Below are 12,394 nucleotides of genomic sequence, written 5' to 3'. Positions count from 1 at the left end.
CGGCTTCTCGATCGAGATGAAGATCGCCTCCCTGGAGCAGTATCGGCATCGGGGCGACAGCGGGGTCGACCCGGCCGACCGGATCGCCTGCTAGCTAGCGGGCTTCGCCGCGCACCTTCACCGAACCGGTGAGCGCGGCGAAGCCGCCGTCGGCGAAGAGCGACAGCGTGGTCTCGCCGACCCGGTAGTAGCGGAAGCTCAAGGCGCGAAAATCGTTGATGTAGATGACGCCCAGGCCCAGCCGGGGATCGACCACCAGGTCGAACGTGTAGCGGCCGTCCGCGTCGGGCGGGAAGGCGACGCGCGGCGCGTGCGCGGGGTCGCCGTCGTAGAGAAAGGCGGCCTCGCCCTTGGCGGTGTCGAGCACGATCGTGCTGGCGCGGCCGGAGGCCGTCTCGTTGAAGGCGACGCCAAGGCGCTGGCCCGGCTTCACGCGCAGGTCGGCCCTGACCCGCAGGGCCCGGTCGGCGGCGCCGATCTCCAGGGCCGTGGGTGAGAGCGTCGCGCGCTCGGTGTCGAACTGGCGTGCGATGTCGCCGGGCAGGCTGACGGCCAGCGTCCCGGGGCCCGTGCGCCGCACGGCGTGGGCGACCAGGTCGCCGCCCCAGACGAAGTCCATGGCGTCCTGGCGCTGGCTCTTGTGCGCCACCCAGCCGAAGAGCAGGCGGCTCTCGCCCGTTCCGGCCGACTTGCCCGCATAGAAGCCACGCCCATCGAGCGCGTCGTAGGGGCCATAGGCATAGCCGCCCGCGCCGTGGGTGGCGGTCAGGTAGCGGACCTGGCGCGCCTGGCGCTGGTCGGAATAGAGCAGGAACCAGTCGCCGCCCTCGGGGAAGAGGTCGGGCACTTCGAGGTTGAGGGGCGAAGCTTCCGCATAGAGCGGCGGGGCTGCGGTCCACCGCGCCAGGTCCGGCGAGGTGTAGAGGCCGATGGCCGCCTTGCTCTCATGCCGGGTGGCCAGCAGCATCCAGTAGGCTTTCGCCTCGGCGTTCCAGAGAACAAAGGGGTCGCGGAAGTCCGACGGATCGTAGTCGGGCGGGCCGGCGAAGGTGGTTTCGGGGGTCTTTCGCCAGGGACCGGCGAGGCTGGGAGCCCGGGCCCCCATGACGACCTCCTTGGGCCGGCCTTCGGGGTCGTGACCGGTATAGTAGAGGCGATAGCCGCCCGCCGGATCGGCGATGACGCTGCCGCTGCCGGTCCAGTCGTCGGGGGCGTCGGGCTGGCCGACGGGCACCACTTCAAGCGGCCTGGACCAGGCCGACAGGTCCGCGCTCTGGGTCACCCACCAGGGATGTCGGCCCTCGTTCTTCAGGTAGAAGACCGAATAGACGCCGTTTTCGTAATAGGGGTTGGGGTCGCCGACGCCCGCGGTCTCGCCGGCGAAATAGACGGGCGCCGGGCCGGCGATCGTCGGCGAGGCGGCCAGCAGGGCCAGGCTCACGAGGTGGCTGAGCATGCGCTGTCTCCACGGTGGGGCGTTGGCTTGGGGGGAGGCGCTGTCGACCGACAGGGACGGGCGCGGGTCCCATCCCTGTCGGTCCCAGGGCTACATCTTGAAGCGCACGCCCAGGCTCATGTACCGGCCCTCGATCCGCAGATCCCTGGGGAAGAACTGCGTCTCATTGTAGTAGCGATAGTTGTTGAACGGCTTGGCCAGGATGTTGCTGACATTGGCGACGATGGAGATGTCCTTGACCGGCTCGTAGGCCACCGAGAAATCCAGGCGCGAGACGCCGCGCGTGATCTCGCCGGCATATTGCGTGTCGCTGACGCCGCGATTGTAGCTGGTGATGAAATCGGAGCGGTGATTGTACGACAGCCGGGCGGAAATCTTGTCGCGTTCGTAGAAGCCGGTGAGGTTGTAGGTCCATTTCGACAGGCCGGTGATCCGCACCGATCGCGCCCCTTCGCCCAGGACGCTCGGCAGCGCGTTCGTGCCGTCGAGATAGGTGACGTTGGCCTGGGCCCCGAAGCCCGACAGCCAGCCGGGCAGGAAGTCGAAGAACGTCTGCGCCGAGGCTTCGGCCCCCTTGATCCTGCCGGCCCCGGCGTTCTCCGGACGGTTGATCTGGATCAGGCCGTAGACCGGGTCGGTGACGTCGCGCGTGTAGTTGCTGATGAAGCCGTCGAGGTCTCGGTAGAAGACCGCGACCGACGCCGAGCCGGTCTTCGAGAAGTAGTATTCCAGGGTCGCGTCGTAATTGTTCGACGTCAGCGGCTTGAGGTCGGGGTTACCGCCGCTGCCGAAGGCGTTGTAGATCGAGGTCGAGCCGCCGCTGGTGCTGTTCTGGGTGATGTTCAGCGACGGGTTGAGCTGGCCGAACCCCGGGCGGGTGCGGGTCTGGGTATAGGCCAGGCGCATCTGCCATTCCGGCGAGAAGCGGATGCGCGACTGGAACGAGGGCAGGACGTCGGTGTAGTCCTGGCTGGCGCTGGTCGGCACGATGGTGGCCACGCCACTGGGATCGACCACGCGCGAGAAGCCCGAATAGGTCCCGTCCGTGTTGACGATGCGCACGCCCACCGTGCCGTCCACGTCGATGTCCCCGAACCGCAGGTCGTAGGCGCCCTGGACATAGCCGGCGTAGCTGGCCTCCTTGGCCGAGAAGCCGGCCAGCGGATCCACCGGGATGGCGTCGGTGCTGAAGCGCGTCAGGGCGTCGCGAAGGCCCAGGTCGCCGGGATTGGCCGCGATCAGCTGGGGCAGGGCGGCCCGGGACAGGGCCCGCAGCGCGCCGGCGTTGTCGCGGATCGACTGGCGGCTGGGCATGAGCCAGTTCTGGAAGCGCTGGGGATCGCCGCGATAGCCGTCGGTCACCAGCTCGAGCGAACCGGTCGGCAGGCTGGTCAGCGGCAGGCCCAGCCCGGCGGTGTAGGCGTAGCGATTGCCGCTCCTCACCTCCGACGTGCGGTCCGTCGCGCGCAGTCCGACCTGCAGCTTGGGCAGCCAGGTGATCTCGGTGTCGTAGGCGAGGTCCACGCGCCCCTGGTAGCCGTCGCCCTTGGTGACGAAGTCGCGCTCGTAATAGCCGCGCCAGACATAGTTGGCCGGATTGTTGCTGTCATAGCCGGCGAGGTCGAAGACCGCCGAGCCCTTGACGTCGAAGTCGACATTGACCGTGGGGGCGCTCGCGAACTGGGCGTCGAGACTGTATTCGGAGGCGGTGTAGCGGCTGTTGGTGTAGGCGAAGTCGCCGGAGAGGGTCGCCCGACCGGCCGTCCACTTGAAGCCGAGGGCGCCCTGGTAGGTGTCGGTCTGGTCGTTCTGGGTGGAGCGGAAGAATTCCGGGGTATAGCCGCCGTTCCGGGTCAGGCTGGCGGCCTTGTCCGCCTCGCCGGGGACCAGCGCCACATTGCTGAGCGTCGGGGTGACGCCATTGGGGCCTGGCCGCACCAGATTGACGTTGAAGCCCTCGTGCATGACCTTGCCGCGATAGGCCTGCCACAGGCCCTCGGCGTAGAGCTCGAGGTTGGGCGTCGGGCGCCATTGCAGGGTGCCGTTGACCGCCGGCCGGTGGCGGGTCCCCGACTCGTAGAAATTGCCGATCGTGGCGGGGAAGCGGAACTGCCCGACCCCCGGCGTGGTGACGGTCAGGTCGTCGGCCGGGTCGCCCGCCGAGAAGCCGGCCGGGCTGACGATGGCGGAGTCGGCGTAGCGGTCGGCGTTGCGATAGATGGTGCGGACGTAGCTGACGTTGATCAGCGCGCCGATCTCGCCGATCGCGGTGTCCCAGCGCTTGGTGGCCAGCAGGTTGCCGGCTGGGTCGAACTTTTTCGACTGGTCATTGTAGGAGGCGCGCACTTCGCCGGCGATCTCGACGTCCTTGACGTCGAACGGCCGGCGCGAGCGCAGGTTGACCAGGCCGGCGAGGCCGGGCTCGATCAGGTCGGAGGTCCCGGACTTGTAGACCTCCAGGCCCGCCGCCACGCCGGCGGGAAAGTCCTGCAGGTGAAGCACCCGGTCGTCGGCGGTGAAGAATTCGCGGCCGTTGAAGGTGGTGGCGACGTCCGGAAGGCCGCGGACCAGGATCTGGCCCGCCTCGTCGTTGTAGCGCAGCACCTGGACGCCGGGCACGCGCGAGATGGCCTCGGCGGCGTTGTTGTCGGGCAGCTTGCCGATGTCCTCGGAGACCACGGCGTCGACAATGGATTCCGACGTGCGCTTGATGTCCTGGGCTGAGCCGAGCGCGGCGCGGAAGCCCGTGACGACGACCTCTTCGACGGTTGCGGCGTCGGCCGGATCCACGGCGCCGCCGGTCTGCCGCGCGATCGCTGGCGAGACGGCGAGCAGGGGAACGAGAGCGGCCGAGCAGAACAGAAGCAGTGTTTTCCTGGACATGAGATATCTCCCTGATGGTTTCGGCATTTCAAATGCCTTGTTCTTGGAATTGTCTTGGATCTGGCTCCGCGAAATGGAGCGGTCAGAACTCTTGGAAGCTTCGATTTTGGCTCGCGAACGCAGAAGCCGAGGTCGAAGGCGCCGGAAAATCTTTTGACCTTACTTGAGGTCGGGGCGGACGGTCCGCCCGCGCGGCGTTGGCGTTCACCGGCCGCCCGAGCGACATCGGAACAACGATCCCAAATGGCTGCCTCATGTTTCCCCCTCGCGTCGCAGCGTGTGTTCACGCTTGCAGGACCGGAGCGCCTCCAGTCGGACTAAATCTATTAAGGTGATTTAGTAACGTCAAGTGATGTGATTTAGTCGCGTCGAGGGCGGGCCGGCCCGAGGCTTGGTCGAATGGGGGAGGGGGTGTGGGGCCCGTCGATGGGCGATAGGATTGACCGGCTAGCGACTCGAAGCCGCGCGGCTATCATGCCGGCCCCACCGGCCCAGAGGGTTTCCGTCGAATGGCGCGCGGCAGCAATTCCAACGGCGTTCGCCGCTATAACGAGCGCCTCGTCCTCTCGACGATCCGCCGGCTCGACGGCGCCTCCAAGGCCGACCTGGCCAAGATCACCGGACTGTCGCCCCAGGCGGCCGTCCGCATCGTCGAAGGCCTGGAGGCCGACGGTCTGCTGGTCGTGGCCGGGCGACGCACGGGCGGGATGGGCCAGCCCTCAACGATCTACAAGATCAACGGCGACAACGGCTTCACCATCGGCGTCGAGATCGGGCGCAACCGGCTGACCTGCGTGTTGCTGAACTTCGACGGCGTGGTCCTGGCCACCCAGACCCACGACGTGGCGTTCCCCCAGCCGGAAGCGGTGATCGCCGAGATCGCGCAGTTCGCCCGGGTTCAGCTGGCCGCCCTGGCGCCGGAGCGGCGCGAGGCGTTCCTGGGAGTCGGCATCGCCATGCCGTGGTTCATCGGCGAATGGCGTGACGAGATCGGGGTTTCGGCCGACCAGGCCAAGGACTGGGGGCGGGCCGATGTCGAGGCGGCCTTCCGGTCCGGGCTGGACTGTCCGGTGTTCTTCGAGAACGACGGCAACGCCGCGGCGCTGGCCGAGCTCCTGTGCGGCGTCGGCCTGGGGGTCGAGAACTACCTCTATTTCCACATCGGCACCTTCGTCGGCGGCGGCCTGGTGCTGGGCGGCCAGATCCACCAGGGCCGCCATGGCAACGCCGCGGCCCTGGCCTCGATGCCGGTTCCGACGCCGGGAGGCCGGGACTTCCTGCTCCACAGGGCGTCGCTCTACAGCCTGGAAGCCCGCCTGGGGTCCGGCGACGACGCCGCGATCCGCCAGGCCTGGCTCGAGGATTGCGCCGAAGCCATCGCCTTCGTCACCGTCGGCGCCAACAGCCTGCTGGACCTCGACGCGGTGGTGCTCAGCGGCGCCCTGGACGAGGCCGCCCTGGAGACGCTGGGTCAGCTGGTCGAAGGGAAGATCGCCGCCAGCGCGCCGCGGGATTTCTTCACGCCCAGCCTGCTTCGGGGCCGGATCGGCGAAGTCGCCCCGGCCATGGGGGCCGGGCTCCTGCCGCTCTACGCCAGCTACACCCCCAACCTCGGCTCGCTCCTGAAGGGCGCGGACGACTAGGCAGGTTTCCGCTTTCTCCTCGGTGGTGACGCAGTTTGAGTCTGGGAGTTGGCATGCGCGGCGTCGGCTCCCTAGGTCACCCGCAACACCCCTTGCCGCCCCCCTCCTGGATCGGCGGACAGGCCACGTCTCCGTAGGAGCAGTAGACGCAGCAATCGCCGGGCTTGGGCTTGAGGACGGCGCCGCAGCCCTGGCAGTCGTAGAAATACTGGCAGGCGTCGGTCGGCATGGTCTCGGTTGCCTGGTGGCCGCATCGCGGACAGGTCAATGTGGAGCGGGGCTCGATCTGCACGTTGCTCATCCGCGTGCGCTCCGGATCAGGGCCAAGGCCCAGGGTTCGATGATCGGGCGCCAGGCCAGGGCCAGGAGGACGAGAAGGGTGGCCGTGCAAAGCAGGCCGATCCCGAGCCGCGACGGCGCCGGGCAAGCGCCGTCCGTCCGGCACATCCGCGCTCGTCGCCAGGTCAGCACCCAACCCGCGCCGATCACGCCGAGCGCGCCGAGCGTGATCCAGGCGCGCTGACCCGCGATCCAGCTCAGGCCGCCCAATCCCAGGCCGGCCAGCGCCAGCGACATGGGCAGGACGCAACAGGCGGCCCAGGCGAACACCGCTCCGGCCGCGGCGACGACCGCCGCCCAGCTGAGGACGATCCCGGTCGGCTTCCCGTCTTGTCGGGCCTGGGGCTCGCTGCTTGTCGTCATGCCATCGTCTCCCGGTTCGACGTCGACTAGGATGCAGTCTGTAGTCACTACAGACTCAAGCCCTAATCGAAAGACGCCCCATGGCCGAACAGGCGATCCAGATCGGCGATCTCTCCCGGCGCACGGGCTGCAACATCGAGACGATCCGCTACTACGAGCGGATCGGGCTGATACCCGAGCCGCCGCGCCGTGGCCGCTACCGCAGCTACGGGGCGCAAGATGTCGCTCGGCTGGGCTTCGTGCGCCGGGCGCGCGAGCTGGGATTTACGCTGGATGAAGTCCGCGCCCTGCTGGCGCTTGCGGGCGATGGGCAGGCCTCCTGCGCCGAGGTGCGTGACCTTGCGGCCGCCCACCTCAAGGACGTGCGCGCCCGGATCGAGGATCTAAAGCGGATGGAACGGGTTCTGGCTGACTCGGTACGAGCCTGCGACGCTGGCCAGGACCCTGGCTGTCCGCTGATCCAGACGCTCTATGCCCAGCCCTGGGAAGGTTAGCGGCTGCCAGGCGGGTTTCCCTCAAGACCCAAAATCAAACTGCGTCGCCAACTTCTCCTCCCCGTTGACTTGACTAAATCACCTAAGTAGATTTAGTCGGATAACGCCGCCGACCGGCGGAAAGAATAGCGTCTCGAAAGGCGCATCGCGTGAGGAAACAATGGCCTTCAGAGCTTGCTGTCGCACGTCCGTATCCCTGGCTGCCGTCCTGGCCGCGGGGAGCGCGTTGGCCCCTCCGGCGCAAGCCGAGCGCGACCGCCTCGCCAGCCTCACCCACAGGTTCTAGCCTTCCCTGGTCCGGGCGCGCGACGGCGCCTGCCCGGCCGCGCGTCCGCGCCCCGTCAAGTCGGCCAGTGAGCCTCCATCCACGAGTATTGAAACCATGTCAGATCGCATGTTGTTGGGCGGCGTCGAGGCCGGCGGGACGAAGTTCCTGTGCGGGGTGGCCAACGAGGATGGCGTGATCCTCGACCAGGTGCGCATCCCCACCACCACGCCCGACGAGACCCTGGGGGCGGCCAGCGCCTTCTTCGACCAGGCGGCGGCGACCCATGGCCCGCTGTCGGCCCTGTCGATCGGCAGCTTCGGCCCGCTGTCCCTGCGCCAGACCTCGGCCGACTACGGTTCGATCACCTCGACGCCCAAGGTGGGTTGGAGCGACATCGACCTCCTCGGCCACTTCCGGCGGCGGCTGGACGTCCCGATGGCGCTGGACACCGACGTCAACTGTGCGGCCGTGGGCGAGCTGCTGTTCGGCAGCGGCCGCGGGCTGGACACCTTCTGCTACGTGACGATCGGCACCGGCATCGGGGTGGGCCTGCTGATCGGCGGCGTGCCGCACGGCGGCGCCAACCATCCCGAGGCCGGCCATATCCGCCTGCCGCGCGCCGTCGGCGACCAGGCCTTCGAAGGTATCTGCCCGTTCCACGGCGACTGCCTGGAGGGCCTGGCCTGCGGACCGGCCATGCTGGCCCGGTGGGGTGTGCCGGCCGAAGAGCTTCCCGCCCATCATCCGGCCTGGGCCATCGAGGCCGACTACATCGCCGGCCTTTGCGCGACCCTGACCTACATCGTCCGACCCGACCGGATCATCATCGGCGGCGGGGTCATGCAGCAGGCCAACATGTACGCGCATGTCCGCCGCACCCTGACCGACAAGCTGGCCGACTACGACGCCAGCGTCCGGGGCCTCGACATGAGCGTCTACGTCGCCGAGCCCACGGCCGGCGCCTCGGCGGGCCTGACCGGCGCCCTGGCCATCGCCCACCGCACCATCACCCGCCAATGGCCCATGCACTGGGCGATCGGCGCGCAACAGAACTCCGTCTCCACCCTCGCGAAGGTCTCCTGACCCATGACGACGACACAGACAGCGGCCCCGCCACCCATAAGATCGGGAGTCACCCTGGCGATGATCCTCAGCGCCGCCGGCGCGGCCCTGGGCGGACTGCTCTTCGGCTTCGACACCGCCGTGATCTCCGGCACGACCTCGGCGCTGCAGGAGCGCTTCGCCCTGAGCGAGGGGGCGCTGGGCTTCACGGTCGCCTCGGCGCTGATCGGCACGGTGATCGGCTCGCTGGTCGCCGGCTGGCCCTCGGACCGCTTCGGGCGCAAGCCCATGCTGCTGGCCGTGGCGGTCTGCTACGTCGTCTCCTCGCTGGGGACCGGCCTGGCCGGCGACTGGCACGCTTTGGTGGCCTTCCGCTTCCTGGGCGGGCTGGCGATCGGGGCGGCCTCGGTGGTCACCCCGATCTACATCGCCGAGGTCGCGCCCACCCACGTGCGCGGACGGCTGGTGGCGCTGAACCAGCTCAACATCGTGCTGGGCATCCTGCTGGCCTTCCTCTCCAACTACGTCATTTCCAGCCTGGCGCCGGCCGACACCGCCTGGCGCTGGATGTTCGGCATCGTCGCGGTCCCGTCGGTCCTGTTCCTGGTGGTCACCTTCCTGTTGCCCGACAGCCCGCGCTGGCTGGTCGTCAACGGACGTGACGGCGAGGCGAGGGGCGTGATGGCCCGCCTCGGCTTCCGCGACCCCGACGCCGAGGTGGCGCACATGCGCGTCGCCGCCGAGCGCGACGTCGCGGCCGCCAAGCCCAGCCTCTTCCAGTCGGCCTATTCGGTGCCGGTGACCTGCGCCATCGCCATCGCCATGTTCAACCAGCTGTCGGGCATCAACGCGCTGCTCTACTACGCCCCGCGCATCTTCGAACTGGGCGGGGCCGGCGTCGACAGCGCCCTGCTGCAGTCGGTCGCGGTCGGCGGCACCAACCTGGTCTTCACCCTGCTGGCCTTTTTCCTGATCGACCGCTACGGCCGCAAACCCCTGCTTTACTTCGGGTCGGCGGCCACCGCCGTCGCCCTGATCCTGGTGGGCCTGCAGCTGGAGAGCGCCCATCCCAGCGGCACCCTGGTCCTGGCCGGGCTGCTGGGCTTCATCGCCGCCTTCGCCATCTCGCAGGGCGCGGTCATCTGGGTGTTCATCTCCGAGGTCTTCCCCAGCGCCGTGCGCGGCAAGGGCCAGGCGCTGGGCAGCACCACCCACTGGGTGATGGCCGCGGCGATCACCTGGGCGTTCCCAGTTTTCGCCGCCCATGTCGGCGGATGGGTGTTCGCCTTCTTCGGCGCGATGATGCTGCTGCAGTTCCTGTGGGTCTGGAAGGTGATGCCCGAGACCAACGGCATCGCGCTCGAGGACATGGATTTCCGGAGGGTCCACTGATGCGACGCACGGCTGTTTTCCTGATCCTGGCGGCCCTCTCCGCGCCGCTGTCGGCCGCGCCCCTGGCGGCCCGCGCCGAGGCGTTCCGGCCCAGCTACCACTTCGCGCCGGCCCGCAACTGGATGAACGACCCCAACGGGATGGTCTATTTCGAGGGCGAGTATCACCTGTTCTACCAGTACAACCCACATGGCGACCGCTGGGGCCACATGAACTGGGGTCACGCGGTCAGCCCGGACCTGGTCACCTGGCAGGAACTGCCCGTGGCCATCCCGGAAACGGACGTCATGGCGTTTTCCGGCAGCGCGGTGATCGACTGGGACAACACCAGCGGCCTTGGCCGGGGAGGGCGGCCGCCGATGGTGGCGGTCTATACCGGCCATGACCCGAAGGGGACGAACCAGTCGCAGTACGTCGCCTACAGCAACGACAAGGGCCGGACCTGGACCGTCCACGGCAAGGTGCTCGACATCGGCTCGGCCGAGTTCCGCGACCCCAAGGTCTTCTGGCACGCGCCGACCAGGCGCTGGGTGATGCTGGCCGTGATGGCGGTCGAGAACAGGCTGGCGATCTATACCTCGCCCGACCTGAAGACCTGGACCCACGCCAGCGACTTCGGCCCGGCCGGCGGGCGCGGCAAGAACTGGGAATGTCCCGACCTCTTCGAACTGCCGGTCGAAGGCGGCAAGCCGGGCGAGAAGCGCTGGGTGCTGGGCATCAATCTGGGCGACAACGCCGTCAACGGCGGCTCCGGCGGTCAGTACTTCGTCGGCGACTTCGACGGCGCGCGCTTCACCCCTGATCCGACCTGGACCGCCGCGCCGCAATGGACCGACTGGGGCGCGGACTTCTACGCGGCCGTGTCCTGGAACGACCTTCCCAAGAGCGATCCGCGCCGCATCTGGATCGGCTGGGCCAACAACTGGCGCTACGCCAACCTGATCCCGACCTATCCCTCGCGCGGCCTGATGACCCTGCCGCGCACGGTCACCCTGCGCAGGACGCCGGAGGGCTATCGCATCGCCCAGGCCCCGGTCCGCGAGGTCGAGGCCCTGCGTCGCGACCACCAGGCGGCCAAGGACGTCGTGCTGGGCGCCGAGCCGCGCGCCCTGCCGGTCAGGGGCGGGGCGGTGGAACTGATCCTGGACCTCGACACCGGGACCAGCGAGCAGGTGCAGGTGGCGATCACCGACGGCCAGGGCTACCAGACCCTGATCGGCGTGACGGCGGCGACGAACGAGGTGTTCATCGACCGCACTCGCTCGGGCCCGCCCTTCGCCGAAACCTTCCCCGAGCGCCACATCGCGCCGGTCAACCTCTCCAAGGGCAAGGTGCGGCTGCGGGCGTTCGTCGACCAGTCGATCGTCGAGCTCTACGTCAATGACGGCCAGCAGACGATCACCGACCGGTTCTACCGCGGCGGCGGCGAGCTGACCTGGTCGGCCACGGCGCGGGGCGGGACGGCGACGATCCGCACGCTCGACGCCTGGACGATCGCCGATCCGCACAAGCCCTGAGGCCTTTCCTTCCGTCCCCGACTGGCGCGCGCCGGCCTGCACCGGCGCGCGCCTTCTTTCGAACGCGGGTTAGTCGAACACCAGCACGCGCTTGCCGGCCTCGGGGCGAGCGGCGGTCTCTTCGAGGGCCTGGCGGAAGTCTTCCAGGCGGTGCCGGCCCGCGATGGGCACGGCGGTGGCGGGGTCGGCCAGCTCGTCGAGGACGCTTTTCAGATAGTCGGCGTCCCCGGCGGCCGGCGGCTCGAAGAAGTAGCGATAGACGTACGAACCGATCTCCTGCAGGTCCATCAGCATCTTCAGCGCCGAGGCCTTGAAGGGCTGGGGGTCATAGGCGCCGACGATCACCGCCCGGCCGCGCAAGGTCAGGGCCTCCAGCAACTGGGTCAGGACCTCGCCGCCGACGGCGTCGGCCACGCCGTTCAGGCCGGCTCCGCCCGTGGCGGCGCGCACGGCCTCGGCCAGCGGAACCTGGAGGTCGGAGAGCGCGATCACCGCTTCGGCGCCCAGCGCCTCCAGGTCGCGGCCGACGATCCGTCGGCGGACGACCGCCAGCACGCGCACGCCGCGTCGACGCGCCATCTGGATCAACAGGCTCGAGACCAGCGAGTGGCCCGCGGTCACCGCCAGCCACTGGCCGGCCTGGACTCCGCTGGCCGTCAGCAAGTCGCGCGCGGTGATCGCCGGCATCAGCTGGGCGGCGCGCTCGATCGGATAGTCGTCCGGCAGCGGGATCAGCGCCGCCGTGTCGATCGCCGCGTACTCGGCCCAGACACGTCCGGCGCTGAAGGCGACCAGGGTCCCTGGCGCCAGGTCGGCGCGATCGCCGCCGGAGACCACGCGCCCCACGCCGTGGTTGCCGACGATCTGGCCCGGCAACTGGGGCCGCTTGGCTTCGGGATAGAGGCCCTGGGTAAAGAAGAAGTCGCCCGGATGGATCCCGGCGACGACCATCCGCACCAGAGTCTGGGGCGGGCCGG

At 68.9% G+C, this 12,394-nt stretch carries 10 protein-coding genes; 5 read left to right on the top strand and 5 right to left on the bottom strand.

Annotated elements, in window-relative coordinates; all coding sequences use genetic code 11:
* Positions 1-94: 94 nt before the first annotated feature.
* Positions 95-1,456, bottom strand: coding sequence for a beta-fructosidase, levanase/invertase (locus PMI01_RS04135; RefSeq protein ID WP_007663405.1), 1,362 nt, complete (start codon positions 1,454-1,456; stop codon positions 95-97).
* A 90-nt stretch (positions 1,457-1,546) separates the two neighbouring features.
* On the bottom strand, positions 1,547-4,339 hold the full coding sequence (locus tag PMI01_RS04130; protein ID WP_007663403.1) for a TonB-dependent receptor: 2,793 nt from the start codon (positions 4,337-4,339) through the stop codon (positions 1,547-1,549).
* A 509-nt stretch (positions 4,340-4,848) separates the two neighbouring features.
* On the opposite strand from PMI01_RS04130, the gene PMI01_RS04125 reads away from it, so the two are divergent.
* Complete coding sequence (locus PMI01_RS04125; protein WP_007663401.1) at positions 4,849-5,982, top strand: ROK family transcriptional regulator; 1,134 nt, start codon at positions 4,849-4,851, stop codon at positions 5,980-5,982.
* 76 nt (positions 5,983-6,058) lie between these two features.
* Here PMI01_RS04125 and PMI01_RS04120 read toward each other — a convergent pair whose 3' ends face one another.
* Together PMI01_RS04120 and PMI01_RS04115 are read right to left on the bottom strand one after the other, a co-directional pair.
* Positions 6,059-6,283 carry a GDCCVxC domain-containing (seleno)protein gene (locus tag PMI01_RS04120; protein ID WP_007663399.1) on the bottom strand — a complete coding sequence of 75 codons (225 nt, stop codon included), beginning with the start codon at positions 6,281-6,283 and terminating at the stop codon, positions 6,059-6,061.
* The gene (locus PMI01_RS04115; RefSeq protein WP_007663398.1) at positions 6,280-6,684 is read right to left on the bottom strand and encodes a hypothetical protein; all 405 of its coding nucleotides are present in this window, start codon (positions 6,682-6,684) and stop codon (positions 6,280-6,282) included. Before PMI01_RS04115 ends, PMI01_RS04120 begins: the two co-directional genes overlap by 4 nt.
* An 80-nt stretch (positions 6,685-6,764) precedes the next feature.
* Between PMI01_RS04115 and PMI01_RS04110 the strand changes: the two genes are divergently transcribed.
* From PMI01_RS04110 to PMI01_RS04095, 4 genes are all read left to right on the top strand, one after another.
* On the top strand, positions 6,765-7,178 hold the full coding sequence (locus PMI01_RS04110) for a MerR family transcriptional regulator (RefSeq protein ID WP_007663397.1): 414 nt from the start codon (positions 6,765-6,767) through the stop codon (positions 7,176-7,178).
* Between the two features lie 382 nt (positions 7,179-7,560).
* Entirely contained in the window at positions 7,561-8,529 is a 969-nt protein-coding gene (locus PMI01_RS04105) for an ROK family protein (RefSeq protein ID WP_007663396.1), read from the top strand.
* Positions 8,530-8,589: 60 nt separating this feature from the next.
* Positions 8,590-9,900: a sugar porter family MFS transporter gene (locus PMI01_RS04100; protein WP_007663395.1), complete on the top strand. Its 1,311-nt coding sequence runs from the start codon at positions 8,590-8,592 to the stop codon at positions 9,898-9,900.
* Positions 9,900-11,417, top strand: a complete 1,518-nt coding sequence (locus tag PMI01_RS04095) for a glycoside hydrolase family 32 protein (protein ID WP_007663394.1) — start codon at positions 9,900-9,902, stop codon at positions 11,415-11,417. Before PMI01_RS04100 ends, PMI01_RS04095 begins: the two co-directional genes overlap by 1 nt.
* A 69-nt stretch (positions 11,418-11,486) precedes the next feature.
* On the opposite strand, the gene PMI01_RS25975 is transcribed toward PMI01_RS04095, so the two are convergent.
* Positions 11,487-12,394: zinc-binding dehydrogenase (locus tag PMI01_RS25975; RefSeq protein ID WP_007663393.1), on the bottom strand; the 908-nt coding region annotated here is incomplete at its 5' end.

This window comes from Caulobacter sp. AP07 (genome assembly GCF_000281955.1).
In the GTDB taxonomy this organism is placed as follows: Bacteria; Pseudomonadota; Alphaproteobacteria; order Caulobacterales; family Caulobacteraceae; genus Caulobacter.
The sequence above is the reverse complement of the archived record's forward strand: the minus strand, read 5'-3'. Positions and strand labels throughout refer to the sequence as shown.